Origin of the sequence: Streptomyces sp. NPDC059695, from assembly GCF_042733785.1 — a bacterium.
In the GTDB taxonomy this organism is placed as follows: domain Bacteria; phylum Actinomycetota; class Actinomycetes; order Streptomycetales; family Streptomycetaceae; genus Streptomyces.
The window spans coordinates 121698-147701 of sequence record NZ_JBHWFF010000012.1 but is presented as its reverse complement, the minus strand read 5'-3'; the positions used below and the strand labels follow the sequence as shown (position 1 = coordinate 147701).

The 26004-nt window shown below is 71.9% G+C and carries 29 protein-coding genes and 1 riboswitch; of the genes, 14 read left to right on the top strand and 15 right to left on the bottom strand.

Going from position 1 to position 26004, the window contains the following annotated elements:
- Window positions 1-29: 29 nt before the first annotated feature.
- Together ACFV2S_RS17385 and ACFV2S_RS17380 are read left to right on the top strand one after the other, a co-directional pair.
- Window positions 30-326, top strand: a complete 297-nt coding sequence (locus tag ACFV2S_RS17385) for a hypothetical protein (protein ID WP_385559296.1) — start codon at window positions 30-32, stop codon at window positions 324-326.
- Between the two features lie 15 nt (window positions 327-341).
- Window positions 342-1526 carry a glutathionylspermidine synthase family protein gene (locus ACFV2S_RS17380; RefSeq protein WP_385559293.1) on the top strand — a complete coding sequence of 395 codons (1185 nt, stop codon included), beginning with the start codon at window positions 342-344 and terminating at the stop codon, window positions 1524-1526.
- Window positions 1527-1556: 30 nt separating this feature from the next.
- On the opposite strand, the gene ACFV2S_RS17375 is transcribed toward ACFV2S_RS17380, so the two are convergent.
- Together ACFV2S_RS17375 and rocD are read right to left on the bottom strand one after the other, a co-directional pair.
- Window positions 1557-2249 (bottom strand): polysaccharide deacetylase family protein, encoded by a 693-nt coding sequence (locus ACFV2S_RS17375; RefSeq protein WP_385559290.1) that lies wholly within the window; start codon window positions 2247-2249, stop codon window positions 1557-1559.
- A gap of 247 nt (window positions 2250-2496) precedes the next feature.
- The gene (rocD, locus tag ACFV2S_RS17370; RefSeq protein ID WP_385559287.1) at window positions 2497-3702 is read right to left on the bottom strand and encodes an ornithine--oxo-acid transaminase; all 1206 of its coding nucleotides are present in this window, start codon (window positions 3700-3702) and stop codon (window positions 2497-2499) included.
- Between the two features lie 107 nt (window positions 3703-3809).
- Window positions 3810-3900: riboswitch (ZMP/ZTP riboswitch) on the top strand.
- 64 nt (window positions 3901-3964) lie between these two features.
- Here rocD and glyA point away from each other — a divergent pair.
- The 3 genes from glyA to ACFV2S_RS17355 all read left to right on the top strand — a co-directional run bounded on the left by glyA (window position 3965) and on the right by ACFV2S_RS17355 (window position 7327).
- Entirely contained in the window at window positions 3965-5233 is a 1269-nt protein-coding gene (gene glyA / locus ACFV2S_RS17365) for a serine hydroxymethyltransferase (protein WP_385559284.1), read from the top strand.
- Window positions 5234-5627: 394 nt separating this feature from the next.
- A complete protein-coding gene (gene trpS / locus ACFV2S_RS17360; RefSeq protein WP_385559280.1) occupies window positions 5628-6641 on the top strand; it encodes a tryptophan--tRNA ligase in 1014 nt (337 codons plus the stop codon).
- Window positions 6642-6736: 95 nt separating this feature from the next.
- The gene (locus ACFV2S_RS17355) at window positions 6737-7327 is read left to right on the top strand and encodes a 2'-5' RNA ligase family protein (protein WP_385559277.1); all 591 of its coding nucleotides are present in this window, start codon (window positions 6737-6739) and stop codon (window positions 7325-7327) included.
- Between the two features lie 20 nt (window positions 7328-7347).
- On the opposite strand, the gene ACFV2S_RS17350 is transcribed toward ACFV2S_RS17355, so the two are convergent.
- Together ACFV2S_RS17350 and ACFV2S_RS17345 are read right to left on the bottom strand one after the other, a co-directional pair.
- Window positions 7348-8103: a decaprenylphospho-beta-D-erythro-pentofuranosid-2-ulose 2-reductase gene (locus tag ACFV2S_RS17350; RefSeq protein ID WP_385559274.1), complete on the bottom strand. Its 756-nt coding sequence runs from the start codon at window positions 8101-8103 to the stop codon at window positions 7348-7350.
- Window positions 8100-8402 (bottom strand): hypothetical protein, encoded by a 303-nt coding sequence (locus ACFV2S_RS17345; protein WP_385559271.1) that lies wholly within the window; start codon window positions 8400-8402, stop codon window positions 8100-8102. Before ACFV2S_RS17345 ends, ACFV2S_RS17350 begins: the two co-directional genes overlap by 4 nt.
- 258 nt (window positions 8403-8660) lie before the next feature.
- Here ACFV2S_RS17345 and ACFV2S_RS17340 point away from each other — a divergent pair, with 258 nt between their 5' ends.
- Window positions 8661-9599, top strand: coding sequence for a YihY/virulence factor BrkB family protein (locus tag ACFV2S_RS17340; protein ID WP_385559268.1), 939 nt, complete (start codon window positions 8661-8663; stop codon window positions 9597-9599).
- Here ACFV2S_RS17340 and ACFV2S_RS17335 read toward each other — a convergent pair.
- The gene (locus ACFV2S_RS17335) at window positions 9493-10794 is read right to left on the bottom strand and encodes a D-alanyl-D-alanine carboxypeptidase family protein (RefSeq protein WP_385559265.1); all 1302 of its coding nucleotides are present in this window, start codon (window positions 10792-10794) and stop codon (window positions 9493-9495) included. The genes ACFV2S_RS17340 and ACFV2S_RS17335 overlap by 107 nt on opposite strands.
- A gap of 109 nt (window positions 10795-10903) precedes the next feature.
- Between ACFV2S_RS17335 and ACFV2S_RS17330 the strand changes: the two genes are divergently transcribed.
- The 3 genes from ACFV2S_RS17330 (at window position 10904) to ACFV2S_RS17320 (ending at window position 14153) form a co-directional block, all read left to right on the top strand.
- A complete protein-coding gene (locus ACFV2S_RS17330; protein ID WP_383793101.1) occupies window positions 10904-11149 on the top strand; it encodes an SCO4848 family membrane protein in 246 nt (81 codons plus the stop codon).
- Window positions 11150-11167: 18 nt separating this feature from the next.
- Window positions 11168-12406: a metallophosphoesterase gene (locus ACFV2S_RS17325; RefSeq protein WP_385559262.1), complete on the top strand. Its 1239-nt coding sequence runs from the start codon at window positions 11168-11170 to the stop codon at window positions 12404-12406.
- A 193-nt stretch (window positions 12407-12599) separates the two neighbouring features.
- Window positions 12600-14153: an ABC transporter substrate-binding protein gene (locus tag ACFV2S_RS17320; RefSeq protein WP_385559259.1), complete on the top strand. Its 1554-nt coding sequence runs from the start codon at window positions 12600-12602 to the stop codon at window positions 14151-14153.
- 13 nt (window positions 14154-14166) lie between these two features.
- Here ACFV2S_RS17320 and ACFV2S_RS17315 read toward each other — a convergent pair whose 3' ends face one another.
- Genes ACFV2S_RS17315 through ACFV2S_RS17305 form a run of 3 tightly spaced genes read right to left on the bottom strand, consistent with a single transcriptional unit; the run spans window position 14167 to window position 15786 of the window.
- Window positions 14167-14898, bottom strand: a complete 732-nt coding sequence (locus tag ACFV2S_RS17315) for a TetR/AcrR family transcriptional regulator (RefSeq protein WP_383793109.1) — start codon at window positions 14896-14898, stop codon at window positions 14167-14169.
- A 10-nt stretch (window positions 14899-14908) separates the two neighbouring features.
- On the bottom strand, window positions 14909-15355 hold the full coding sequence (locus ACFV2S_RS17310; RefSeq protein ID WP_385559255.1) for a thiol-disulfide oxidoreductase DCC family protein: 447 nt from the start codon (window positions 15353-15355) through the stop codon (window positions 14909-14911).
- Window positions 15352-15786, bottom strand: a complete 435-nt coding sequence (locus ACFV2S_RS17305) for a hypothetical protein (protein WP_385559252.1) — start codon at window positions 15784-15786, stop codon at window positions 15352-15354. The genes ACFV2S_RS17310 and ACFV2S_RS17305 overlap by 4 nt, the downstream gene beginning before the upstream one ends.
- 124 nt (window positions 15787-15910) lie before the next feature.
- Between ACFV2S_RS17305 and ACFV2S_RS17300 the strand changes: the two genes are divergently transcribed.
- Complete coding sequence (locus ACFV2S_RS17300; RefSeq protein WP_385559249.1) at window positions 15911-16675, top strand: alpha/beta fold hydrolase; 765 nt, start codon at window positions 15911-15913, stop codon at window positions 16673-16675.
- 66 nt (window positions 16676-16741) lie between these two features.
- On the opposite strand, the gene ACFV2S_RS17295 is transcribed toward ACFV2S_RS17300, so the two are convergent.
- Complete coding sequence (locus tag ACFV2S_RS17295) at window positions 16742-17965, bottom strand: MFS transporter (protein ID WP_385559246.1); 1224 nt, start codon at window positions 17963-17965, stop codon at window positions 16742-16744.
- An 86-nt stretch (window positions 17966-18051) separates the two neighbouring features.
- Here ACFV2S_RS17295 and ACFV2S_RS17290 point away from each other — a divergent pair, with 86 nt between their 5' ends.
- Complete coding sequence (locus ACFV2S_RS17290) at window positions 18052-18597, top strand: MarR family winged helix-turn-helix transcriptional regulator (RefSeq protein WP_383793120.1); 546 nt, start codon at window positions 18052-18054, stop codon at window positions 18595-18597.
- Window positions 18598-18612: 15 nt separating this feature from the next.
- Here the strand turns inward: ACFV2S_RS17290 and ACFV2S_RS17285 are convergent, their stop codons facing one another.
- The 6 genes from ACFV2S_RS17285 to ACFV2S_RS17260 all read right to left on the bottom strand — a co-directional run bounded on the left by ACFV2S_RS17285 (window position 18613) and on the right by ACFV2S_RS17260 (window position 23446).
- On the bottom strand, window positions 18613-19155 hold the full coding sequence (locus ACFV2S_RS17285) for a hypothetical protein (RefSeq protein ID WP_385559243.1): 543 nt from the start codon (window positions 19153-19155) through the stop codon (window positions 18613-18615).
- Between the two features lie 143 nt (window positions 19156-19298).
- Window positions 19299-20057 carry a succinate dehydrogenase iron-sulfur subunit gene (locus ACFV2S_RS17280; RefSeq protein ID WP_383793126.1) on the bottom strand — a complete coding sequence of 253 codons (759 nt, stop codon included), beginning with the start codon at window positions 20055-20057 and terminating at the stop codon, window positions 19299-19301.
- Window positions 20057-21811: a succinate dehydrogenase flavoprotein subunit gene (sdhA, locus tag ACFV2S_RS17275; protein WP_385559239.1), complete on the bottom strand. Its 1755-nt coding sequence runs from the start codon at window positions 21809-21811 to the stop codon at window positions 20057-20059. The genes ACFV2S_RS17280 and sdhA overlap by 1 nt, the downstream gene beginning before the upstream one ends.
- Before the next feature lie 25 nt (window positions 21812-21836).
- Window positions 21837-22316 (bottom strand): succinate dehydrogenase hydrophobic membrane anchor subunit, encoded by a 480-nt coding sequence (locus ACFV2S_RS17270; protein WP_189800273.1) that lies wholly within the window; start codon window positions 22314-22316, stop codon window positions 21837-21839.
- Window positions 22317-22324: 8 nt separating this feature from the next.
- The gene (gene sdhC, locus ACFV2S_RS17265; protein WP_015035721.1) at window positions 22325-22705 is read right to left on the bottom strand and encodes a succinate dehydrogenase, cytochrome b556 subunit; all 381 of its coding nucleotides are present in this window, start codon (window positions 22703-22705) and stop codon (window positions 22325-22327) included.
- A gap of 192 nt (window positions 22706-22897) precedes the next feature.
- The gene (locus ACFV2S_RS17260) at window positions 22898-23446 is read right to left on the bottom strand and encodes a 2-oxo-4-hydroxy-4-carboxy-5-ureidoimidazoline decarboxylase (RefSeq protein ID WP_385559488.1); all 549 of its coding nucleotides are present in this window, start codon (window positions 23444-23446) and stop codon (window positions 22898-22900) included.
- Window positions 23447-23653: 207 nt separating this feature from the next.
- Between ACFV2S_RS17260 and ACFV2S_RS17255 the strand changes: the two genes are divergently transcribed.
- The 3 genes from ACFV2S_RS17255 to ACFV2S_RS17245 are packed head-to-tail and all read left to right on the top strand — an operon-like array spanning window position 23654 to window position 25980.
- Window positions 23654-25285 carry a glycoside hydrolase family 20 protein gene (locus ACFV2S_RS17255; RefSeq protein WP_385559235.1) on the top strand — a complete coding sequence of 544 codons (1632 nt, stop codon included), beginning with the start codon at window positions 23654-23656 and terminating at the stop codon, window positions 25283-25285.
- A gap of 45 nt (window positions 25286-25330) precedes the next feature.
- Entirely contained in the window at window positions 25331-25561 is a 231-nt protein-coding gene (locus ACFV2S_RS17250; protein WP_383793134.1) for an antitoxin, read from the top strand.
- On the top strand, window positions 25558-25980 hold the full coding sequence (locus tag ACFV2S_RS17245) for a type II toxin-antitoxin system VapC family toxin (RefSeq protein ID WP_385559232.1): 423 nt from the start codon (window positions 25558-25560) through the stop codon (window positions 25978-25980). Before ACFV2S_RS17250 ends, ACFV2S_RS17245 begins: the two co-directional genes overlap by 4 nt.
- The last annotated feature ends 24 nt before the right edge of the window (window positions 25981-26004 follow it).

Here is a 26004-nt window from a genome sequence, read left to right as displayed (position 1 = left end):
GTCGTGACGGTGATGGGGAGGCGAGGGGCATGCGCAGACTGAGGTCGAGCACGGTCGTGCTCGGCGGGATGGGTGTGCTCGCGGCGACGATCACCGCGTGCGGTTCCGAGCCGGACAAGCGGTGCGTGGACCCCCTGACCCGCGAGGAGCTCCCGAGCTACGAGTGCCGGAGCGGCGGCGGCAGCGACGACGACAACGGCTCCAGCCACCGCGGCTCGTACTACTACGGCGGTTCCGTCCGCGACAAGCGCGTCAGCGGCGGCAGCTTCGACCGGACCGCCGTCGACACCGGCGGCTTCGGGTGCTCCGGCACCGGCGGCGGCTGAGGCGGGCCCGGCACCGTGGAACGCCACACCATCGAACCCCGCCCCGGCTGGCAGGAGACGGTCGAGGAGCAGGGGCTCGTCTACCCGCTGACCCGCCACCCGGACGGTTCGCTGCGCCCGTACTGGGACGAGAGCGCGTACTACTCCTTCTCGCTGCCCGAGGTCGAGGCCCTGGAGGAGGTCGTCGAGGAGCTGCACGCGCTGTGCCTCGCGGCGGCCGCGCACATCGTCGAGCGGAACCGTTTCGCCGAGCTCGGGATCACCGATCCGAAGCTGGCCGGCCTCGTCGCCGAGTCCTGGCGCCGACGGGACGAACTCCCCTCCCTGTACGGCCGCTTCGACCTCCGCTACGACGGCACCGGCCCGGCGAAGATGCTGGAGTACAACGCCGACACCCCGACCTCGCTCGTGGAGGCCGCGAGCCCGCAGTGGTTCTGGATGGAGGAACGGTTCCCCGGCGCCGACCAGTGGAACTCCCTCCACGAGCGGCTCGTCGAGGCCTGGAGGCGGCAGGCCCCGCTCCTTCCGCCCGGCCCCGTGCACTTCGCCCACTCGGACGGCGACGAGCTCGGCGAGGACCTGATGACGGTCGCGTACCTGCGCGAGACCGCCCAGCAGGCCGGGCTCGACACCGAGGCGCTGTCCGTCGAACGGATCGGCTGGGACCGGCTCTCCCGGCGCTTCGTGGACGACCGGCTCCGTTTCGTCCGCAGCTGCTTCAAGCTCTACCCGTGGGAGTGGCTGACCACCGACCGGTTCGGGCCGCACGTCCTGGACACCCTCGACAACGGCGGCGGCACCGGCACCACCTGCTGGATCGAGCCCGCCTGGAAGATGCTCCTCTCCAACAAGGCGCTCCTCGCCGTCCTGTGGGAGCTGAACCCGGGCCACCCCAACCTGCTCCCCGCCTACCTCGACGGGCCGCGCGAACTCGCCTCCACCACCGGCTGGGTCGCGAAGCCCCTGCTCGGCCGCGAGGGCGCGGGCGTCACCCTGCACGAGGCCGGCACGGAGCCCTTCGTCCGGGACGGGGAGGCCTGCTGCTACCAGGAGCTGGCCCCGCTGCCCGACTTCGACGGCAACCGGGTGGTGCTCGGCGCGTGGGTCGTCGAGGACGAGGCGGCGGGGCTCGGCATCCGGGAGTCGGCGGGTCTCGTCACCGACGAGTACGCCCGCTTCCTCCCGCACGTGATCCTCTGAGGAGCGCCGGTCGGGGCCTCCCCCCCGGGACTACTCCGGCACGTAGTCGCGCAGCGGCGCGGGCGTCAGGCCCGCCGCCGCGGCCGCGTCCAGGGCCCGCTGCAGGTCCTGCGTCACCGTCTCGTTGAAGTGCAGCAGGATGATGTCGCCGGGCTTCAGGGACGGGGTCGGCGGGGACCACTCGCCCCAGGTGGTGAGGTCGTACGTCCAGGTCACCACGGCCTTCGCCCCGCAGGCGCGGGCGGTGGTCCGGGTGGTCGCGTCGTACGTGCCGTACGGCGGGCGCAGCAGCCGGGGCCCGTCGCCGAACTGCGCGAGGTGCCGGTCGCGGGCCCCGCACACCTGCGCCTTCTGGCCCGCCGCGTCCAGCGTGGTCAGGTCGGGGTGGTCGACGGTGTGGTTCTCGACGCGGGAGCGGCCCTGGTCGAGCAGGGTGCGGAAGTAGCCGGAGTCGTACGAGTAGGCCCCGGGGAGCAGGAACAGCGAGGCGGGCACCCGGCGGTCGAGCAGCAGCCTCGCCGCGGCGGGGTCGTGGTTCCAGCCGTCGTCGACGGTGATGAAGACGACCGGGTCGGTGGTCTCCACGCGGGAGACCAGCGGGACGGGCTCGGGCCAGGCCGCCGGGGCGGCGTGCGCGGGTCCGGCGACCGCGCCGAGGAGCGCGAGCGGGACGAGGGCGGCGAGCGCGGCACGCGGGGCGTGACGCAGACGGAGTCTCGGCATGGCGGCATCATTGGCCTAGACCAAGTCGCGTGTCAATGAGCCGAGTTGACCCCGCTCCGGCCTCCCACCGCCCTCCCCGAAACGGATCCCGTCACTCCGACAGGACGCCCGCGCCGGACCCTCACTCCGACAGGAGGCCCCGCGCCGGACCCTCACTCCGGCAGGACGGGCGCGCCGGACCCTCACTCCGACGGGACGCCCCGCGCCGGACCCTCACTCCGGCAGGACGGGCGCGCGACGGATCCCGTCACTCCGACAGGACGCCCCTCAACTGCTCCAGGCCCCAGTCCAGATCCTCCTTCGAGATCACCAGCGGCGGAGCGATCCGGATCGTCGACCCGTGCGTGTCCTTCACCAGGACGCCCCGCTCCATGAGCCGCTCCGAGATCTCCCGGCCCGTCCCCTTCGCGGGCGCGATGTCGACGCCAGCCCAGAGCCCGCGCCCGCGCACCGCCTCCACCGCGCCGCCGCCCACGAGCAGACCCAGCTCCGCGTGGAGGTGCTCGCCCAGCTCCGCCGCCCGCTCCTGGAACTCGCCCGTCCGCAGCATCGCGATCACCTCCAGGGCCACCGCGCACGCCAGCGGGTTCCCGCCGAACGTCGACCCGTGCTCACCCGGCCGGAACACCCCGAGCACGTCACGGTCGGCCACCACCGCCGACACCGGCACCACCCCGCCGCCCAGCGCCTTCCCCAGGACGTACACGTCCGGCACCACCCCCTCGTGCTCGCACGCGAACGTCCGCCCCGTCCGGCCCAGGCCCGACTGGATCTCGTCCGCCATGAACAGCACGTTCCGCCGGCGCGTCAGCTCCCGGACCCCCGCCAGATAGCCGGCCGGCGGCACCAGGACCCCGGCCTCCCCCTGGATCGGCTCCAGCAGCACCGCCACCGTGTTCTCGGTGACCGCCGCCTCCATCGCCGTCAGATCCCCGTACGGCACGATCTCGAACCCCGGCGTGTACGGCCCGAAGTGGTCCCGCGCCTCGTGGTCCGTCGAGAAGCTCACGATCGTCGTCGTCCGGCCGTGGAAGTTGTTCGCCGCGACCACGATCTTCGCGTGCCCGTCCGGCACGCCCTTCACCTCGTACCCCCACTTCCGGGCGGTCTTCACGGCCGTCTCGACCGCCTCCGCCCCCGTGTTCATCGGCAGCACCGCCTCCTTGCCGCACAGCTCCGCGAGCCGCGTACAGAACTCGGCGAACCTGTCGTGGTGGAAGGCGCGCGAGGTCAGCGTCACCCGCTCCAGCTGCGCCTTCGCGGCGTCGATCAGACGCCGGTTGCCGTGCCCGAAGTTGAGCGCCGAGTACCCGGCGAGCATGTCGAGGTAGCGACGGCCCTCGACATCGGTCATCCAGGCGCCGTCCGCCGAGGCGACGACGACCGGAAGGGGGTGGTAGTTGTGCGCGCTGTGCGCGTCCGCGGAAGTGATCGCGTCTTCTGTCCTCGACACGGGATCTCCGTTCGTCCTGCGGCTCGGGGGTGCGTATGGCCCCTTTCTTATCGTCGCTCGGATGCCGGACAGGGAAACCTCGGCGACGGCACGCCCGCTACCCTGGAATCACGCACGGCGACTGGCGTACGGGGAAGCGACCCCGGGGGAGCCGCGCGCGCTCCACCACACGAGGTGCCGCTCGCCTGGGCATCACGGGCCCCAGGTCCCGTGCGCACCTCAGCCCCGGGACCGTTCCGCCGAACGCCCGGAGGACACCAGCATGAACACCCCGCCGCAGCACCCCGCGCTCACCGCGGCCGACCCCGAGCTCGCCGCCCTCGTCGGCGCCGAGGAACGCCTCCAGGCCGAGACCCTGCGCCTCATCCCCAGCGAGAACTACGTCTCCGCCGCCGTGCTCGAAGCCTCCGGCACGGTCCTCCAGAACAAGTACAGCGAGGGCTACCCCGGCCGCCGCTACTACGAGGGCCAGCAGAACATCGACCAGGTCGAGACCCTCGCGGTCGAGCGCGCCAAGGCCCTCTTCGGCGTCGACCACGCCAACGTCCAGCCCTACTCCGGCTCCCCGGCCAACCTCGCCGTCTACCTCGCCTTCGCGCAGCCCGGCGACACCGTCATGGGCATGGCCCTGCCCATGGGCGGCCACCTCACCCACGGCTGGGGCGTCTCCGCCACCGGCAGCTGGTTCCGCGGCGTCCAGTACGGAGTCCGCCAGGACACGGGCCTGATCGACTTCGACCAGGTCCGCGAGCTTGCCCTCAAGGAGCGCCCGAAGGTCATCTTCTGCGGCGGCACCGCGCTGCCCCGCACCATCGACTTCGCCGCCTTCGGCGAGATCGCCCGCGAGTCCGGTGCCGTTCTCGTCGCCGACGTCGCCCACATCGCCGGCCTCGTCGCGGGCGGCGCCCACCCGTCCCCCGTCGGGCACGTCGACGTCGTCTCCACGACCACCCACAAGACCCTCCGCGGCCCGCGCGGCGCCATGCTCATGTCCCGCCAGGAGCACGCCAAGGCCCTCGACAAGGCCGTCTTCCCCGGCCTCCAGGGCGGCCCGCACAACCAGACCACCGCCGCCATCGCCGTCGCCCTCCGCGAGGCCTCCCAGCCGTCCTTCCGCGCCTACGCCCACGCCGTCGTCGCCAACGCCCGGGCCCTCGCCGAGGCGCTCCTCGCCCGCGGCTTCGACCTGGTCTCCGGCGGCACCGACAACCACCTGATCCTGATCGACCTCACCCCGAAGCAGGTCCCCGGCAAGATCGCCGCGAAGGCCCTCGACCGGGCCGGGATCGTCGTCAACTACAACACCGTCCCCTACGACCCCCGGAAGCCCTTCGACCCCTCCGGCATCCGCATCGGCACCCCCTCCCTCACCTCCCGCGGCCTCACCACGGACCACATGGACCAGGTCGCCGCGTGGATCGACCGCGCCGTCACCGCCGCCGGAGCCGGTGACGAGGACGCCCTCCGCACCGTCCGCGCCGAGGTCGCCGAGCTCATGGCCGCCCACCCGGCCCCGGGCCTGCCCGTCTGACGGCCGCCCCGCGCCGGTGCCGCCGCACGCGGGGCGGCACCGGGGGCCCGCCCCCCCCCCCGGGGGCGGGCGGGGGGGGGTGGGGGGGGGGCCGGGGGGGGGGCGCGGCCGCGGCGGGGGCGGCCCCCGGGGCGCCCCGCGCCGGCGGCGCGGGGGCGCCCCCGCCCGCCGCGCCCCCCCCCCCCCGCGCGCGCGCGCGGGGGGCGCCCCCCCCCGGGGGCGCCCCCCCCGCCGGGGGGCCCCCCCCCCCCCCCCGGCACCTCACCGAGGGGCCGGGCGCGGTGTGTTCCTGGTCTCATCGGCGGCGGTCCGCGGCAGCTCCGGGCGCAGCACCGGAGCCGCCCGGCGCACCGGCAGTCGGGGATCGGTTCCCACACCTGAGAGAATGATGTGCATGGCCTCTGACAGTCCCCGTGTGCTCTCCGGAATCCAGCCCACCGCAGGCTCGTTCCACCTCGGCAACTACCTCGGCGCCGTCCGCCAGTGGGTCGCCCTGCAGGAGACCCACGACGCCTTCTACATGGTCGTCGACCTGCACGCGATCACGGTCCCGCAGGACCCCGCCGAGCTGCGCGCCAACACCCGGCTCGCCGCCGCCCAGCTGCTCGCCGCCGGTCTCGACCCGGAGCGCTGCACCCTCTTCATCCAGAGCCACGTCCCCGAGCACGCCCAGCTCGGCTGGGTCATGAACTGCCTCACCGGCTTCGGCGAGGCCTCCCGCATGACCCAGTTCAAGGACAAGTCCGCCAAGCAGGGCGCCGACCGCGCCACCGTCGGCCTCTTCACGTACCCGATCCTCCAGGTCGCGGACATCCTGCTCTACCAGGCCAACGAGGTCCCGGTCGGCGAGGACCAGCGCCAGCACATCGAGCTGACCCGCGACCTCGCGGAGCGCTTCAACGGCCGCTTCGGCGAGACGTTCACGATCCCGAAGCCGTACATCCTCAAGGAGACGGCGAAGATCTTCGACCTCCAGGACCCGACGATCAAGATGAGCAAGTCGGCGTCCTCGCCGAAGGGCCTGATCAACCTCCTGGACGACCCGAAGGCCACCGCGAAGAAGGTCAAGAGCGCGGTCACCGACACCGACACGGTGATCCGCTTCGACCCGGAGAACAAGGCCGGCGTCTCCAACCTCCTCACCATCATGTCCACGCTCACCGCCACGTCCGTCGAGGACCTGGTGAAGAGCTACGAGGGCAAGATGTACGGCGCGCTGAAGACGGATCTCGCCGAGGTCATGGTGGACTTCGTCACGCCGTTCCGGGCTCGCACCCAGGAATACCTGGACGACCCGGAGACGCTGGACTCGGTCCTGGCCAAGGGAGCGGAGAAGGCCCGCGCCGTCGCCGCGGAGACGCTGGCCCAGACGTACGAGCGGATGGGCTTCCTGCCCGCCAAGCACTGAGTCCGGGGACCCTGGCCACGAGGGTGGTGCAGGCCGCACACTGGCGGCTGCACCACCACACACCGACTCGACGAAGGACGACGGAGGAGAACGACGTGGGGACCGTAACGCTCGGCGTTTCGATCGCGGTCCCGGAGCCCTACGGCAGCCTGCTCCAGGAGCGGCGCGCCGGCTTCGGGGACCCGGCCGCGTACGGCATCCCCACGCACGTCACCCTGGTCCCGCCGACCGAGGTCGCCGAGGAGCGGCTGCCGGAGATCCAGGCGCACCTCGCGGATGTCGCCGCCGGCCACCAGCCGTTCCCGGTGCGCCTGAGGGGCACCGGGACCTTCCGCCCGCTCTCCCCGGTCGTCTTCGTGAAGCTCGCGGAGGGCGTGCCCCCCTGCAACCGGCTCCAGCACCTGATCCGGGACGAGGCCGGCCCCCTGGTGCGCGAGCTCCAGTTCCCGTACCACCCGCACGTCACCGTGGCGCACGGCATCTCCGAGGAGGGGATGGACCGGGCGTTCGAGGAGCTCGCCGGGTACGAGGCGGCCTGGACCTGCCGCTCCTTCGCGCTGTACGAGCAGGGCCCGGACGGGGTCTGGCGCAAGCTGTACGACTACGAGTTCGGCAGCGGCCGCCCGATCTCGGCGGTCCCCGCGCAGGGCGGCAGCCCGGTGGACGCGCCGGCGCCGACGGCGTAGCCCGGGTCCGGAGGGCCGCTTCACATCGGCAGGCGCCGGAAGAGCGGCCTCGGCACGTGCCGCACCGCCGCCATCACCATCCGCAGCGCCCCCGGCACCCACACCGTCTCCGAGCGCCGCCGCAGCCCCAGCTCGATCGCGCCCGCGACCGCCTCCGGGGTCGTCGCGAGCGGCTCCCGGGCGAGCCCGGCCGTCATCCTCGACCGCACGGACCCGGGCCGTACGACCATGACGTGCACGCCCGTGCCGTGCAGCGCGTCCCCGAGGCCCTGGGCGAAGGCGTCGAGCCCCGCCTTCGACGAGCCGTAGATGAAGTCCGCGCGACGGGCCCGCTCACCCGCCACCGAGGAGAGCACCACCAGGGAACCGTGCCCCTGCGCCTGGAGCGCGCCCGCGCACACCAGGCCGGCCGAGACGGCTCCCGTGTAGTTGGTCTGCGCGACCCGGACCGCCGCGACCGGGTCGGACTCGTCCCGCGCCTGGTCGCCGGGGACACCGAAGGCGAGCAGCACCATGTCGATGTCGCCCTCGGTGAAGACCTTCCCGAGCCGTTCCTCGTGCGACTCGGGGTCGAGCGCGTCGAACGGCACCGTGCGGACCTCCGCGCCCAGCGCGCGCAGCGAGTCGGCGGCGGCCGTCAGCGCGGGGGAGGGGCGGCCGGCCAGCCAGACCGTGCGGGTGCGGCGTGCGATCAGCCGGCGGGCGGTGGCGAGCCCGATCTCGGAGGTGCCGCCGAGGACGAGCAGGGACTGCGGGGCACCGAAGGCGTCCTTCAACGGGAGCTCCTGGAGGTCTGGAGACGGAGACGGCGGGCTAGGTCCGAGGTGAGGACGGACCGGGGATCGAGCGCGGCAGGCAGCGCCCGGAACTCGTCGAGCCGGGGATGCACCGCGGCCAGGGCCTCCGGCCGGAACCGGGAGTCCTCGGCGCGGCAGACCCGGCCGCAGGCGAGGACGGCCTCGACGGCCTCCGCGTGCCCGCGGGAGCGCCTGACGCGCGCGAGGGTGGGGGCGGTGAGGCCCCAGCCGGTGATCGCCTCGCAGTCGTCGTCCAGGACGTGGGTCTCGACAGCCATGAGGGTGACCGTATCGCCGGGTCTGCGGCTTATGCCGGTATTGGCGGGCGGTTCGTCGAAAGGGGTGATCAAAGGAGTGTCGGTAAAGAGACCTCGCGCCACCGGCGGCGGCTCGCGCGAGCGCCACGCCGAGCGACCGCTCGTCGTCATCGGCCTCGCGGGGGCCGTGATGTGCGGAATGTCGGTCGCGGGCATCCGGGCCCCGACGGGGGATTCTCGTAGGGGGTTGATCCGACGGCGGAGGAGTAGACGTACGACATGGACTGGCTGACCAAGCTCCCCGTCATCGGCCCGTGGGTGACCCGCTTCATGCGGACCCACGCGTGGCGCTCGTACGAGACCCTCGACGAGGCCCACTGGACCCGCCTCGCCGCCGCGATCACCTTCATCTCCTTCCTCGCCCTCTTCCCGCTGATCACGGTCGCCGCCGCGATCGGCGCCGCGCTCCTCAGCCACGACCAGCTCGACAAGATCGAGCAGAAGCTCGCCGACCAGGTGCCCGGCATCTCCGACCAGCTCGACATCGGCGGGCTCGTCGCCAACGCCGGCACCGTCGGACTCGTCGCCGGCGCCCTGCTGCTCCTCACCGGCATCAGCTGGGTCGGATCGATGCGGGAGTGCCTGCGCGCGGTCTGGGGGCTCGAAGCCGTCGAGGGCAACCCGATCCTGTTGAAGGGCAAGGACGCGCTGGTCCTCGTCGGCCTCGGCGGCGTCGCCCTCGCCTCGCTCGCCGCCTCCTGGCTCGGCTCCACCGCCGTCGGCTGGAGCGCCGACCACCTCGGCATCTCCGGCGAGGGCGCGGGCGGCTACCTGCTCCAGGCGGCCGCCGTCCTGGTCGGCGTCGTCGCCGACTTCCTCATCCTGCTGTACGTGCTGACGCTGCTGCCCGGCGTCGAACCGCGCCGCCGGGACCTGGTCGTGGCGGCGCTCATGGGCGCGGTCGGCTTCGAGCTGCTGAAGCTGCTGCTGGGCGGCTACATGAAGGGGGTCGCGGCGAAGTCGATGTACGGGGCGTTCGGCGTGCCCATCGCCCTGCTCCTCTGGATCAACTTCACCGCGAAGCTCCTGCTGTTCTGCGCGGCCTGGACGGCTACGGAGTCTCGTCGGAGGAGGAGTCCCGCTGCTCCGGATTCTCCGGCTCCCGCTCCGGACGGCGGCGACGCGCCGCCGACCCGGCCACCGGCCAGCGCCGGTTGACCAGGAAGACGCCCGCGGCCAGGAGGACGAGGACACCTCCCGCCACGGCCAGCGCGATCCCGACCCCGCCGGACCTCCCGGCGGCGGCCGCGTGGGCCGGCTCCTTCGGGGCGTCCTTGCCGGCCGCCGGGACCGTGCCCCCGTCGCGGGCGGGAGGCGCCGTGCCGACCGAGCGCGGCGCCACCAGCTCGCCGACCGGCGTCACCTTCCCGGACGCGGCGAAGCCCCAGTCGAGCAGCCGGGCGGCCTCCCGGTAGACCGCGTGCTGCTCCTTCGAGGACGGGTTCATGACGGTGACGAGCAGGACCCGGCCGTTGCGCTCGGCGACGCCGGTGAAGGTGGCACCCGCGTGCGTGGTGTTGCCGTTCTTGACCCCGGCGATGCCCGGGTACGGGGCGACGCCGATGTCACCGGTCAGGAGCCGGTTGGTGTTCTGGATCTCGAAGGTCTCGCGCTTCTTGCCCGGCTTGGCCTCGCCGGGGAAGGCGGCGCGGGGGGTGGCGGCGTACTCGCGGAAGTCCTGCTTCTGCATGCCGCTGCGGGCGATGAGCGTCAGGTCGTACGCGGAGGAGACCTGGCGCGGGGCGTCGTAGCCGTCCGGCGAGACCACGAAGGTGTCGAGGGCCTGGAGGTCGGCCGCGTGGTCGTTCATGTCGCCGACCGTCTTGGTGAGACCGCCGTTCATGCTGGTCAGCACGTGCACGGCGTCGTTGCCGGAACGGAGGAAGACGCCGAGCCACAGGTCGCGGACGCTGTAGGTCTGCTTCTCCTTGATGCCGACCAGGCTGGACCCGGCCCCGATCCCGGCCAGGTCCTGGCCGGTGACCAGGTGGTTCTGCGTCCTGGTGGGGAACTTCGGCAGCAGGGTGTCCGCGAAGAGCATCTTCAGCGTGGAGGCCGGGGCGAGCCGCCAGTGCGCGTTGTGCGCGGCGAGGATCTGTCCGCTCTCGGCGTCCGCGACCATCCAGGAACGGCCGGACAGCTCCTTCGGGAGCACCGGGGCGCCGGGCAGGAGCTGCACCTGCGTCCCGGGCCTGCTGAGCAGGGCCCCGCCGACCGTGGACATCACGGCGGGCGGCTTGGGCTGCTTGTCCTTCCCGTCCTTCCCGTCGGCGTGGGCCGCGGGCGCGGCGGCGACGAGCGGCAGGAACACAGCAGCGGCGACCGCCCAAGCGGTCTTCTTCGAAGCAGACACGGTCGAGAACGTACAGGTACGCACAACGGATCCGAACCCCGGCAGGCGCTTCGCCCGCGCCCGTCCACCCGGAAGCGGGGGCCGCGGGACCGACGGTGATACTGGGGTCATGAAGCTCAGCCGCCGTGTCTCCTGGTTCCTGCTCGCGTTCGGGGTGTGGTCCTGGTTCATCTGGGTCACCTTCGTCAAGAACCTCTGGAACGACGGGAGCGGCCTCGCCTTCGACGACGCCGGCGACCCGACGGCCTACTTCTGGGTTCATCTGCTGCTTGCCGTCACGTCCTTTGTCCTGGGGACGGTGATCGGCGTGATCGGGTTGCGTGGGGTGCGTGCCGCGCGTCGCGCGGACGTGTAGACGAGGGGTTCCGGGGGCGTGGTCGTGTTTCTGCTGGTCCTGGTCGTGGTGCTCGCGCTGCTCGGCGCGGTCCACTGGTACGTGTGGCGGCGTCTGGTGCGGGACGTGACCGCGCCCGGAGGCCTGCCGCGGCGTCTGGGCACGGCCGCCGTCGTGGTCCTGCCGCTGCTCTCGCTCGCCGCCCTGGTCTCCTCGCGGGCGGGCGCCCCCTTCCCGGTCCAGCAGGCGGTCGCCTGGCCCGGCTTCCTGTGGCTCGCCGTGCTCCTGTACCTGGTCCTGGCCCTGCTGGTCGGCGAGGCCGTCCGGCCCCTGCTGCTCGCCCGGACGCGCCGCCGTGCGGCGGAGCCCGTGGCCGTGTCCGTACCGGCGGAGGCCGCTCCCGCGGAGGCCGTACCGGCGGAGGCCGTTTCCGCGTCCGGTGCCGGTGACGTCTCCCGGCGGCTGTTCGTCGCCCGGGCCGTCGGGGGGTCCGCCGCCGCCGTCGCCCTCGGGACCGTCGGGTACGGGACGTACGGCGTGCTGCGCGGTCCCCGGGTCAAGCGGGTCACCGTCCCGCTCGCCAAGATCCCGCGCGCCGCGCACGGGTACCGGATCGCCGTCGTGTCCGACATCCACCTCGGTCCGATCCTGGGCCGTGCCCACACCCAGCGGATCGTGGACACGATCAACTCCGCCCAGCCCGACCTGATCGCGGTCGTCGGCGACCTCGTCGACGGGACCGTCGAGAACCTGGGCCCGGCCGCCGAGCCGCTGGCCCGGCTGCGCGCCCGGCACGGCTCGTTCTTCGTGACCGGCAACCACGAGTACTTCTCGGGCGCCGACGCCTGGGTCGACCACGTCCGCGAACTCGGCCTGCACCCGCTGCGCAACGCGCGCGTGGAGGTCCCGGCCGGCTTCGACCTCGCGGGCGTCGACGACGTCGCCGGGGAGAGCGAGGGCCACGGCCCCGACTTCGTACGGGCCCTCGGAGACCGCGACCGGGCCCGTGCCGCCGTGCTCCTCGCGCACCAGCCGATCGTCGTCCACGACGCCGTGCGCCACGGCGTGGACCTCCAGCTCTCCGGCCACACCCACGGCGGTCAGCTCTGGCCCGGCAACCACCTCGCCGAACTGGCCAACCCGACCGTCGCGGGCCTGGAGCGGTACGGGGACACCCAGCTGTACGTCTCGCGGGGCGCCGGCGCCTGGGGACCGCCGGTCCGGGTGGGCGCGCCGTCCGACATCACGATCGTCGAACTCGCCTCGAAACAGGCCTGATCGGGCATTGTCACTCCGAGCGCCGAGAGCGATACGGGCTGCTCATCGACTTAAATTCGCATATCCCGGACATATACATGTGGTGTGAAAGTTTTTCCTTCCGCTTGTGAAATCCGTGTGATGGGATGCAGCCATCGCGACGTTTCCGGGGGCCGTCGCATCAGGGGTGGTACCAAAAAAAGGAAGCACGGCAATGCGGTCGACGGTCCGTCTGCGGATCCTCATCACTTGTGGAGTACTGGTGGCCGCCGGAGTGGGGGGCTGGCAACTCCTGCCCTCCGACGGCGTCCGGACCGATCCGATCACCGTCGGCACGACCGACGAGGTGACTTCACTCGACCCGGCCGGCGCCTATGACGCCGGGTCCTGGGCCATGTACAGCAACGTCTTCCAGTCGTTGCTGACGTTCAAGCCGGGCCTGAGCCAGCCGGTTCCCGACGCCGCCGAGAGCTGCAAGTTCGTGGGCACCAGGCTCACCACGTACCAGTGCACGCTCCGCGACGACCTCACCTTCGCGAACGGGCGCAAGATCACCGGCGAGGACGTCAAGTACTCCTTCGAGCGGATGCTGCGCATCAAGGCGGACGTCGGTCCGCAGCCGCTCTTCCCGACTCTGAAGAGCGTCTCGGCCGAGGGCCGGACCGTCACCTTCCACCTGAGCGGCCGTGACGCCACGTTCCCGCTGAAGGTGGCCACGGGCGCGGGCTCGATCGTGGACAAGGACCTGTACCCGCCGAACCGGCTGCGCGGCGGCTACGCGGTCGACGGGTCGGGGCCGTACGTCCTCAAGGAGTACAAGGAGGGCGAGTCCGCGCTCCTGGAGCCCAACCCGGCGTACAAGGGCGCCGTCACGAAGAGCGGTCACACGGTCCTCGTGAAGTACTACGGCCAGTCCGAGGAGCTCGCGAACGCCTGGAAGGCGAAGGACGTCCAGGTGACGCACCGCCAGCTCCCGCCGGACTTCCTCTCGAAGCTGGACACCAACGACGGCACCCGGGTCACCGAGGCGGAGAGCGCCGAGATCCGCAACCTCAACTTCAACGTCCGGTCCGGCGCGGTCATGGCGGACAAGGCCGTGCGCCAGGCGATCGCCGCGGTCCTGGACCGCCCGGAGATCACCGAGGGCGCCTACAAGGACACGGTGGAGCCGCTCTACTCCCTGATCCCGCAGGGCTTCGTCGGCCACAGCACCGCCTTCTTCGACGTCTACCCGGAGCCGAGCAGGAAGAAGGCCAAGTCCCTTCTGAAGGACGCCGGGATCGCGACGCCGGTGAAGTTCACGTACGGCTACCGCAAGGACGCCACCTACGCCGCCGAGGCCGCCGAGATCAAGCGGCAGCTGGAGGAGACCGGCCTCTTCGAGGTCAAGGTCGTCGAGGCCGACTGGCAGAACTTCCAGAAGGGGTACGCGAAGGGCGCCTACGACGTCTACCCCGTCGGCTGGCTCCCCGACTTCCCCGACTCCGACAGCTTCACCGCTCCGCTCGTCGGCACCGAGAACACCCTGCACAACGGGTTCTCCAGCAAGCGGATCGACAGTCTGATCTCCTCGACGCAGCAGTACAGCGACCGCGGCCGGGCGACGACCGACTTCAGGGAGATCCAGAGCGAGGTCGCCGCCGACGTCCCGCTCCTGCCGCTCTGGCAGAAGAAGGACTACGTCCTGTCCACGGAGGCCGTGGCCGGCTCCCAGTACCTGTCGGACGGCACGGGCATCTGGCGCCTCTGGGAGCTGAGCTGGATCTAGCCCCGCACCCCGGCTAGGGCTTCGGGCCGGCCTTCTTCTTGGGCTTGCCCGAGGCCGCCATCCCGGCCGCCGTCGGCATGAAGTCGGAGAGCAGCTCGTGCGTCTCCTTGACCAGCGGGCGCAGGATCCGGAAGCGGGAGAGGGAGATCGCGCGGGCGGTGACCGGCGCGAGGCGCTCCACCAGGCGGCGGCTGTTCTCCGCGCCCTCCGAGCGGTCGTACACCCAGAACAGCACCAGTCCCATCTGCTGGAGCCACAGCAGCTGCGGGAGGGCCTCCTTCAGTTCCGGGTCGACCTTGACCGAGGCGCCGGAGATGACCCGCCGGTGCACCTCGATCGCCGCCTCGCGCGGTCCCTCGGACTCGGGGGAGAAGGGGCTGAGCGGGCTGTCCGGGTCGGCGGCGTTCTTGAAGAACTGTGCCGCGAACTCGTGGTACGGCTCCGCGATGTCGAGCCAGCCGAGGTAGACCCCGCGGATCCGTGCGGTCAGTTCCTTCTCGGGTCCGGTCAGGATGGGCTCGACGGCGGCCTGGTGCTCCTCGGCGATCCGGTCGTAGAAGCCCTGGACCAGGTGCTCCTTGGACGAGAAGTAGTAGTACGCGTTGCCGACGGAGACCCCGGCCTCCTGGGCGATGGCCCGCATGGTCGTCTTGTCGTAACCGCGCTCCTTGAACAGCCGGAGCGCGGTTTCGAGGATGAGCGTGCGGGTCTGCTCGCTCTTGGGGGCCTTCTTCTCTTCCGTCACGGGGCCGAGCCTAACGGGGCGGACCGGGCGCTTCGCAGCGCCCGCCCCCGCAGGACCGGTCGTCCGGGCCGGGCCCCTTGAGGGCCTCGCGCCACTTCGAGGCCGCGAGGACGGTCATCCGGACGAAGGGCTGTCCGGCGGGGGTGGCCAGCCAGTGGGCCCGGGGCCGGTGCTCGGCCAGGGCCCAGAGGCAGACGATCCAGGCGGAGGTGTCCCGGTAGACCTGGCCCCGGTCCCCGATGACGGTGATCTCCCGCAGGGTGGCGGCGTGGTCGAGGGCCGGGAAGAGGCGTCGTGCCTGATCCGAGCCGGCCGGTACGAGGTGGAGCGGGACGAGCTGCCGCTGGCGCAGCAGCCAGTGCCTGAGGTGCACGCAGAGCGGGCAGTCGGCGTCGTACAGCACGGTCAGGCGTCCCACGGGGGTCGTGGGGTGGGCCGGGGCCGGCACGGTGCTCATCCCTGGGGGGCGGGCGGGGTCCAGGGGCCGGCCTTGGGGGCCGCGGTCCAGCCGTGCGGGCGGACGGGCGGCACCTGTTCGCGTTCCATGACCCCGCGGCGGCGGATCTTGTTGAGCACGTAGACGTTGGCGAGGTGCATCACGCCGAGGACGAGCAGGACCACGCCGAGCTTGACCGAGAGGGCCTCGAAGAGGGCCCGGGTGTCGACGACGGCGGAGTCCTGGCTCAGGTAGAGGGCGACGAAGCCGAAGTTGACGAGGTAGAAGCCGACCACCAGGAGGTGGTTGACGGCGTCCGCGAGCTTCTCGTTCCCGTGCAGGACGTCGGCGAGGAAGATCCTTCCGTTGCGGCTGAGCGTGCGGGCGACCCAGACGGTGAGGGCCACGGCGATCAGCAGGTAGACGATGTACGCGACGACAGTGAGGTTCATGCCCCACCCTCCCTTGAACGCGTTCAAAAGCTGGCAGGCATGACTGTAGACCTGTTCTTGAACGTGTTCAAGTGGGCGGGAAAAGCGCTGGGCGGACCGTGTGCCGGCCCGTAGGGTCGGTCGGGTGACGCTCTCTCATGACCTGGCCGGCACCGGCCCCTCGACCGTCGTCCTGCTGCACTCCGGGGTCTGCGACCGCCGGATGTGGGACGGGCAGTTCCACGCGCTGGCCCGGGCGGGACACCGTGTCGTCCGCTGCGACCTCCGCGGCTTCGGGGACACCCCCGTCGACGCCCCGCACACCCACGCCGAGGACGTGCGTGAGCTCCTCGACCACCTCGGCGCCGACCGGGCCGCCGTCGTCGGCTCCTCCTTCGGCGGCCGCGTCGCCCTCGAACTCGCCGCCCTGCACCCCGGACGCGTCTCCGCGCTCGCCCTGCTGGGCACCGCGAAACCCGGCATGGACCCGAGCGAGGACCTGCGCGCCTGGGGCGCCCGCGAGGACGCGCTCATCGAGGCGGGCGACCTCGACGCCGCCGTCGAGCTCAACGTCGACACCTGGCTCGGGCCCGGGGCCTCGGACGCCGCCCGCGCCCTCGTGCGGGACGGGCAGCGGCGCGCCTTCGACCTCCAGCTCGCCGCCGCCGAGGAGCACCACCCCGTCACGCCCGAGGTCACCCGCGACGACCTCGCCCGGATCCGGGTCCCCGCCCTCGTGGCCGTCGGCGCCCACGACCTGCCCGACTTCCGGGCGATCGCCGACGAGCTCGGCGGCCTGCTGCCCGCCGCCCGCCGTGTGGACCTCGACTGGGCCGGCCACCTCCCCGCCCTGGAGCGCCCGGACGAGACCGCCCGGCTGCTCCTCGCCTTCCTCGCCGGGCTCTCCTAGGCGGGTGTCCTGCCGATCGGGCCGGGCTCGCGGCCTGATCGGCGAGGCGCCCCCTGGGGAGCGGCCCTACCGGAACCGCCTCACCCCCGGTACCAGCGCCGTGCCCAGGCAGCAGCCGCCGACCACCACCGCGGCCGCGAGCAGCGGCACTTCGGGTCCCCATGCCGCGGCGGCGACGGGCGCGAGGACGTACCCCAGGGGCATGGCCGCCAGCGAGAGCAGCCAGTCGTACGAGGTGACCCGGGCGAGCGCGTGGGCGGGCACCGCGCGCTGGACGGCGGTCTGCCACACGGGGGAGAGGAAGCCGAGCCCCGCCTGCGCGATCCCGTAGGACGCGATCGTCACCGGCGCGGGTGCGGCGAGGGCGAGCAGCACCAGCGGCAGCGCGTACGTGGCGAGGCCGAGGTTCGCGGTCAGGACCGGGCGCCGGGGGCTGACGCGGTCGGCGAGCAGCGCCCCGAGGAGGAATCCGACGGCGCCGACCTGGAGGAGGACGACCCAGGTGGTGCCGCCGCCGAGCTGCCCCACGGCGATCGCCGGGCCGAGGGTCATCAGGACGGCGGCGGCGCCGTTCCAGGCGCTGTGGCCGATGAGGCTGGTCCAGTACCAGTCCCGGGAGCGGACCTCCTGCCAGCCCTCGGCGAGGTCGGCGCGCAGGGAGCGGCGCGGGATCGGGATCCGCCGCACCCGGACGGCGGTCAGGAGCAGGGCGCTGACGGCGAAGGTGGCCGCGTCGAGGACGAACGCCCAGCCGGCGCCCACGGTCAGGACCAGGGTGCCCGCGAGCGCGGGTCCGGCGAGGCGGGTGGCGCTCTGGGCGACGCCCATCGCCGCGTTGGCCCGGTGCAGCGCGTCCGCCTCCACCGTGCCCTTCACCAGCGGTGAGACGGTCGGCATGGCGAAGGCCCCGGCCGCGCCGCCGACGGCCTCGGAGACCGCGAGGACGGCGAGGCTGGGGGAGCCGCCGAGCAGCTGGACGCCGACGAGGAGCTGGGTGGCGCAGCGGACGAGGTCCGTGGTGAGCGCGACCGTACGGGCGTCGAAGCGGTCGCCGACCACTCCGCCCACCGGCAGCAGGAGCAGCTTGGGGACCATCGCGCAGCCGAGGACGAGGGCGAGCGCCGAGGTGGAGCCGGTGGTTTCGAGGACGGCGAGGGCGAGGGCGGCGGGGATGGCGGCGTCGCCTAGGAGGGAGAGGGCGCGGCCGGTGAACAGGAGGCGGAAGGAGCGGCTGCGCAGGGGGTGGCGGACGGGCGTGGTCGTGACGGGGTGCACGGGGGCCGTAGGCATGACAAGCAGAGTATTTCGGCGTCGAATAATTCGTCAACGAAATACTTCGGGAGGGAAGAGTGCCCGTACCCACGTACGATCAGCCCATGGCGTCCCCCGAGGAACCGCGTGCCCCGCGCGAACCGCGCGACTGGACCGATGACCACGTCGCCCGCTGGCAGCCCGTCCTGCCCGGCCTCGACCCCGTCGTCGAGGGCGCGGTCACCCGCATGAAGAAACTCTCGGTCCACCTGCGCCGGGTCCGGGAGCAGTCGCTCGTCGACTTCGACCTGGAACGCCACGAGTTCGACACGCTCCACAAGCTCGCGGGGCGCGGCGGCAGCGCCGCCCCCTCCGAACTCGCCCAGGACCTCGACCTGGCCCCCGCCTCGGTCTCCGGGCGCCTCGACGTCCTGGAGAAGCGCGGCTTCGTCCGACGCACCCAGTCCACGACCGACCGGCGCCGGGTCGTCGTGGAGCTGACCGCCTCCGGCCGCGAGACCTGGCTGGGCGCGATGGACGTCCTCGGCCACGAGGAGTACCGGCTGCTCGGTGTCCTCGGCCCCGAGGAGCGCGCGCAGCTCAACGACATGCTGCGCCGGATCATGGTCGAGGCCGAGTCGGGCGGCCCCACCGCGTCCTGGCACGCCTGACGCGCGCGCCGTCCGTCACATGCTCAGCGAGCGCGCGTAGTTGAGCTGTCCCATGACCCAGTGGATGGTGTCCGGGCCGGTCGCCGGGATCATCGTCGAGTGGTGCCGGCCGCCGCTGGTCACCGTGACCTGGATGAAGCCGGTCGTGGACTTCTCCTTCATCAGCAGGAACAGCAGGCCGAGCAGGCAGAAGATGAAGAAGACGACGGCGAGGACGATCGCGACCGTCGGCATCTTCTCCTCGGTCCGCGACATGTCCATCGCGTTCCACACCGCGCCCTTGAGGGGCATGGCCCCGGCCGGTGTGATGATCTGGTCGCCGACCACGGTGATGTCACCGAGGCTCAGCACCGGCGCCCCGCCACCCGCCGGCCCGTGCTGCGGCGGCAGCTGCACGCCACCCGGCAGGGTCGGCTGGTAGGGCGGCGGCGACTGCGGGTACCCGTACCCGGGCGTCGCGTCCTGCGGGTATCCGTACGCCGGCTGCCCGGGAGTCCCGCCCTGCTGCCCCGGCCCCCACTTGTACTCACCGTCCGCGTAAGGGTTCGGCTCGCTCATCAGTCCCCGTCCTTCCTTGCCCGTCAACGCTGCCCCAGATCCTGGCACATGCGCGCACCGCCCGGAGCCCCGGTGGCCCGGCGGACATGCGAAGGGCCCCGCTCCCCAGGGGGGAGACGGGGCCCGGTCACGCGCGGGGAAGGCTAGAAACGGCGCGTGATGAGCGCGCGCTTGACTTCCTGGATGGCCTTCGTGACCTCGATGCCACGCGGGCACGCGTCCGTGCAGTTGAACGTCGTGCGGCAGCGCCACACGCCGTCCTTGTCGTTCAGGATCTCCAGGCGCTGCTCGCCCGCCTCGTCACGCGAGTCGAAGATGAAGCGGTGCGCGTTGACGATCGCGGCCGGACCGAAGTACTGGCCGTCGTTCCAGAAGACCGGGCAGGACGACGTGCACGCGGCGCACAGGATGCACTTGGTGGTGTCGTCGAAGCGCTCGCGGTCCTCGGCGGACTGCAGGCGCTCGCGCGTCGGCTCGTTGCCCTTGGTGACCAGGAACGGCATGACGTCCCGGTACGCCTGGAAGAACGGCTCCATGTCGACCACGAGGTCCTTGAGGACCGTGAGGCCCTTGATGGCCTCGACCGTGATCGGCTTCTCGGGGTTGATGTCCTTGATCAGCGTCTTGCAGGCGAGCCTGTTCTTGCCGTTGATCCGCATCGCGTCCGAGCCGCAGATGCCGTGCGCGCAGGACCGGCGGAAGGTCAGCGTGCCGTCGATGTCCCACTTGATCTTGTGAAGGGCGTCGAGCACGCGCTCCTTCGGGTCGATCTCGATCTGGAAGTCCTCCCAGACCGCGGCGTCCGACACCTCGGGGTTGAAGCGGCGGACACGCATCGTGACCGTGATGTACGGGGAGGCGGCGGACTCCGCCTCGACCTTGTCCAGTACGGGGGTAGCCATCAGTACTTACGCTCCATCGGCTGGTAGCGGGTCGTCACGACCGGCTTGTAGTCGAGACGGACGGTCTCGGAGCCGTCCTCGCCGACCTCGCGGTACGCCATGGTGTGGCGCATGAAGTTGACGTCGTCGCGGTTCGGGTAGTCCTCGCGGTAGTGACCGCCGCGGGACTCCTTGCGCGCCAGGGCCGAGACGGCCATGACCTCGGCCAGTTCGAGCAGGTTGCCCAGCTCGATGGCCTCCAGGAGGTCCGTGTTGAAGCGCTTGCCCTTGTCCTGGATGGACACGTTCTCGTAGCGCTCGCGCAGCTCGGCGATCTTCTCGACGGCCGTCTTGATGGTCTGCTCCGTACGGAACACCATCACGTTGGCGTCCATCGTCTCCTGGAGCTCGCGGCGCAGGTCGGCGACCCGCTCGCTGCCCGTGGAGTTGCGCAGCTTCTCGATCGTCGCGACGACGAGCGCCTCCGGGTTCTCCGGCAGCTCGACGTAGTCGTGCTTGGCGGAGTACTCGGCCGCGGCGATGCCGGAGCGCTTGCCGAAGACGTTGATGTCGAGCAGCGAGTTCGTGCCGAGGCGGTTGGCGCCGTGCACGGAGACACAGGCGACCTCGCCGGCCGCGTACAGGCCCGGGACGACGGTGGTGTTGTCCGAGAGGACCTCACCCTCGACGTTCGTCGGGATGCCGCCCATGGCGTAGTGCGCGGTGGGCTGGATCGGGATCGGGTCCGTGTAGGGCTCGATGCCGAGGTAGGTGCGCGCGAACTCGGTGATGTCGGGCAGCTTGGCGTCCAGCTGCTCCGGCGGGAGGTGCGTCAGGTCCAGGTAGACGTGGTCGCCCTCGGGACCGCAGCCGCGGCCCTCGCGGATCTCCGTGTAGATGGAGCGGGAGACGACGTCACGGGACGCGAGGTCCTTCATGACCGGCGCGTACTTCTCCATGAAGCGCTCGCCGTCCTTGTTGCGGAGGATGCCGCCCTCACCGCGGGCGCCCTCCGTCAGCAGGATGCCCATGCGCCAGATGCCCGTCGGGTGGAACTGGAAGAACTCCATGTCCTCCAGGGGCAGACCGCGGCGGTAGCACGCGGCCTGGCCGTCACCGGTCAGGGTGTGGGCGTTGGAGGTCACCTTGAAGAACTTGCCCGTGCCGCCGGAGGCGTAGATGACGGCCTTGGCCTGGAAGATGTGGATCTCGCCGGTGGCCAGCTCGTAGGCGACGACGCCCGCGGAGTGCTTCACACCGTCGATCTCGGTGATCAGCTGGTCCAGGACGTAGAACTCGTTGAAGAACTCCACGCCCTCCTTGACGCAGTTCTGGTACAGCGTCTGGAGGATCATGTGGCCGGTGCGGTCCGCGGCGTAGCAGGACCGGCGGACCGGGGCCTCGCCGTGGTTGCGGGAGTGACCGCCGAAGCGGCGCTGGTCGATGGTGCCGTTCGGGGTGCGGTTGAACGGCAGGCCCATCTTCTCCAGGTCGAGGACGGCGTCGATGGCCTCCTTCGCCAGGATCTCGGCGGCGTCCTGGTCGACCAGGTAGTCACCGCCCTTGACCGTGTCGAAGGTGTGCCACTCCCAGTTGTCCTCCTCCACGTTCGCCAGCGCGGCGGCCATGCCGCCCTGCGCGGCGCCCGTGTGGGAGCGGGTGGGGTAGAGCTTCGTCAGCACGGCGGTGCGGCTGCGCTTCGTCGACTCGATCGCGGCGCGCATGCCCGCGCCACCGGCGCCGACGATGACGGTGTCGTACTTGTGGATCTTCATGACGTGGATTACCTCAGCCCCGTGCCTAGCGGATGTTCGGGTCGAAGGTGAAGATCACCAGCGTGCCCAGAAGGATGGTGAACACCGTGGCGGTGTACAGCAGGCCCTTGAGCCACAGGCGCGTGTTGGCCCGCTCCGCGTAGTCGTTGATGACCGTACGGAGACCGTTGGCGCCGTGCAACATGGCGAGCCAGAGCATCAGCAGGTCCCAGACCTGCCAGAACGGGGACGCCCAGCGGCCGGCCACGAAGGCGAAGCCGATCTTGGAGACGCCGCCGTCCAGGAAGAGCTGGATCAGCAGGTGGCCGAGGACCAGGACGACGAGGACCACGCCGGAGAGGCGCATGAAGAGCCACGCGGCCATCTCGAAGTTGCCGCGGGTCGCGCGCGGGGTCTTGCCCGTGCGCTTGCGGGGGGCCTCGATGTACGGCGCGGGGTTGTCCACGTCGTAGTGCGCGCCGCCCTCGACGGGGCCGATCGCTGCGGAGGTCGTGTCAGCAGACATGAGTGGCGTCAGCTCCCGAACAGTTCACGTGCGGCGTGGCCGAGGACGGGGTACAGCGAGCCCGCCATCAGCACGACCCAGATGCCCACGACGGTCCAGAGCATCTGCTTCTGGTAGCGCGGGCCCTTGGACCAGAAGTCCACGGCGATGACCCGGAGGCCGTTCAGCGCGTGGAAGAGGATGGCGGCGACCAGGCCGTACTCCAGCAGAGCGACGATCGGCGTCTTGTAGGTCGCGACGACCTCGTCGTACGCCTCGGGGGAGACGCGGACGAGAGCGGTGTCCAGCACGTGTACGAACAGGAAGAAGAAGATGAGGACGCCGGTGACTCGATGAGCCACCCAGCTCCACATTCCTTCCCGGCCGCGGTACAGCGTTCCAGCCGGCACGGAAAAACCCTCCGGGAGCGGGGATCAGGGTCGGCCGGCTTCTCTGTCGGTCTGACCCGGCCGGGTACGGTCCACCGGCCCCGGTCATCGTAGCGACGACTCGTCGGTTCGCTCGCGCGGGGTCCGTCAGTGTGATCAAACAGGCACGGACGGGCTATCGCACAGCTCCGAATCGCCGCATTACGGATGAATTCAGGGTCCGGTGACGCCGAACGCGAGGCGCGACCGGGCCAGCCGGCGCAGCTCGTCGGCGGCCACCACGCGCTCCTCCTCCGGTTCGTTGCCGAGACGTGACCGGATACCGGCCAGTACGCGGTCGAGGCGCTCCCCGGGCCGGACGCCGTCCAGGCTGATCACGAACGCGTGCCCGAAGCGGCTCTCGTACGCGGCGTGGGCCGCGCCGAGCGCCATGAGGGCCGCCGGCGGGGCGTCGGGGTGCGGGGCGACGGCGGACTCGGCGGCGAGCGCCTCGTCCAGCTCGGCCCGGGACAGGTCGTAGCAGGCCTCGTCCGCCGCGGCGAGCAGCGCGTCGAGCGTCGGGTACGGGCGGTGGGCACTCACCCGTTCGGCCCAGCGGCGGCTGGCGCAGCAGTCGAACAGGAGCGTCTCCGCCGCCCCGGCCGGTGCGGCGTTGAAGCGGACGAGCCCGGAGAGGTGCCGGGCGGTGCCCTGCTGGGCAGGTATGGCAGGCGTGTCCGTGGAGCCCGGCTTCCGGCAGGGGGCATGGGTGTCGCTGGTCAGCGTGGGCTCCGGTGCTCCGGGACGGGTGGGGTGCAGTGGGGTGGGTGTGACGCAACGTTATCGACGGGATGAGGGAAGTGTCCGACGGATGCGCGAATTTCACCCGGAAGGGAGAGTTTCGGAACAGGTGATGGACGATCGGGTTCCGGTCCTCCCGGGATTCCCCCGATTGGCCGGACCGCCGCCCGTGCGGGAGGATTCCGGGTGATGCGGTACTCCATCCGGGGGCCCCGCCGGGGCCCCGCACTTCTGGCGACCGCGGTGACACTGGCCACCGTGGCGGCCTGCTCGAACGGTTCTCCGTCAGGTCCGTCGGGTCCGTCCGCGCCGACCACCACGGGCGCGTCCGCGCCCGCGACCGCCACGAGCGCCCCGCCGCCGAGCCCGACGCCGACGCCGACGCCGTCCAAGGAGTACCCGCTCTCCAGCGCGCCGCGCACGATCCCCTCCGTCCGCGCCCACGAGGCCGCCCGCGGCCCCGGCTGGAAGCCGGCGCCCACCGGCGGGGTCGTCCTCGCCGCGCACAGCGAGGGACTGGCCGACGAGGGCCGGCTGATCGCCGGGGAGCTCGGCATCCCGTACCGCGGCGCCGCCGCGGCCGGACCCGGGGACGTCGAACTGGCCCTGGGCGGGACGGGCGCCCCCGAGTCGTACACCCTGACGGTCCGCGATGGCCGCGTCCGGATCGCCGGCCCCGACGAGGCCGGGGTCTTCTACGGCACCCGCACGCTGAAGCAGTCCGTGAAGGCCGCCGGGGCGATGCCCGAGGGCACCGTCCGCGACCGGCCGGCGAAGCCGCAGCGCGGGCTCAACGTCGACATCGCCCGCAAGCCGTTCACCGCCGCGTGGCTGGAGGACCGGATACGCGAGATGGGCGACCTCAAGCTCAACCAGCTCGGACTGCACTTCTCCGACGACCAGGGCTTCCGGATCGAGTCCTCGAGCCACCCCGAGGTGGTGTCGGCGGAGCACCTCACCAAGGCCGAGGTCCGCCGGATCCTCGCCCTCGCGGCGAGCCGCCACGTCACCGTCGTCCCCGAGATCGACTCGCCCGGACACCTCGGCGCGGTCATCGCCGCCCACCCGGACCTCCAGCTCGTGAGCGGGAGCGGGCGGACCCCGCGCGGGGCCGTGGACATCTCCGACCCCGACGCGGCGCGGATCGTCGACGATCTGCTGCGCGAGTACACCCAGCTCTTCCCCGGCGCGTACTGGCACCTCGGCGCCGACGAGTACGTCGCCCTCATGGCGAAGAACCCCGAGGCGAGCTACCCGCGCCTCGCGGCGGCCGCGCGCGCGAAGTACGGGCCCTCCGGCCGCGTCCAGGACCTCGCCACCGGCTGGCTCAACGACCGCGCGGCCGTCGTCCGGCCCACCGGCAAGACCCTCAAGGCGTGGAACGACGGCTTCTTCACGGGCGGGGTGGTGAACGCGGCCCCGGACCTCGAGGTGGAGTACTGGACGGGCAAGGAGATCGGCGCCCGGCAGCCCGTCTCGTACCTGAGCGCGGGCCGGAAGCTGGTGAACCTCAACGACGAGTACCTGTACTACGTCCTCGGCCAGCCCAACGACTTCACCTACCCCACCGGCCGACGGATCTACGAGCAGTGGACGCCGCTCGTCGTCCGCGGCACCACCCCCGTGCCCGCGCGGTACGACTCCCAGATCCTCGGCGCCCGCTTCGCGGTCTGGGGCGACCTGCCGCGGGCCCAGACGCAGGCGCAGGTGGCGAACGGCATCCGGCTGCCGCTCACGGCCCTCGCGCAGAAGCTCTGGGACCCGGCGAAACCGTCGCTGACCTGGGCGCAGTTCACGGCCCTCGCGGCCAAGGTGCGCTGAGTCCCACTGCTAGCAGAATGCTGGCTGTGCGACTAAAGTTGTCGCATGGCCACTCTCTACGTGCGAGACCTGTCCGAGGAAGCGCTGACCGAGCTGAAGATAAGGGCCGCCCGGAACCGGCAGTCCCTGCAGGCGTACGCGCGCACCCTGCTGGAGCAGGAGGCCGCGACGCCGTCCCTCGAGACCGTGATCGCCCGCATCGGGGAGCGGGCGACGGCGCGGCTCCTCGCCGAAGACGTGGTCGCGGAGATCGACCGCGGAAGGCGGCGCGAGTGATCGTCGTGGATGCCGGAGCGCTCGTCATGCTCCTCGCCGACGCGGGGCCCGTCGGCGCGGCGCTGCGGGCGCGGGTGGAGGGGGAGCGCCTGCTGGCCCCGTACCTGGTGGACGTCGAGGTGACGTCCGCGCTCCTGGGCCGGCACCGTGGCGGAAAGCTGACCGACCGGGAGCTGGACGACGCCTGCGCGGCGTTCGCGGAACTCCCGCTCCGCAGGTCGGAACACGTGTTCCTGCTGTCACGGGTGCGCGAGCTGTATGCGAACCTCTCCGCGTACGACGCCGTGTACGTGGCACTCGCCGAGGGGTATGACGTGCCGCTGGTGACGAGCGACGGCCGGATCAAGGGCGGCGCGCGGGCCACCCGCGCGAAATGCGCGGTCGAGGTGTTCAACGACAGGACCCACGGTGCGTCGTGAGGGTGTCGTCCGACCTCTATGCAG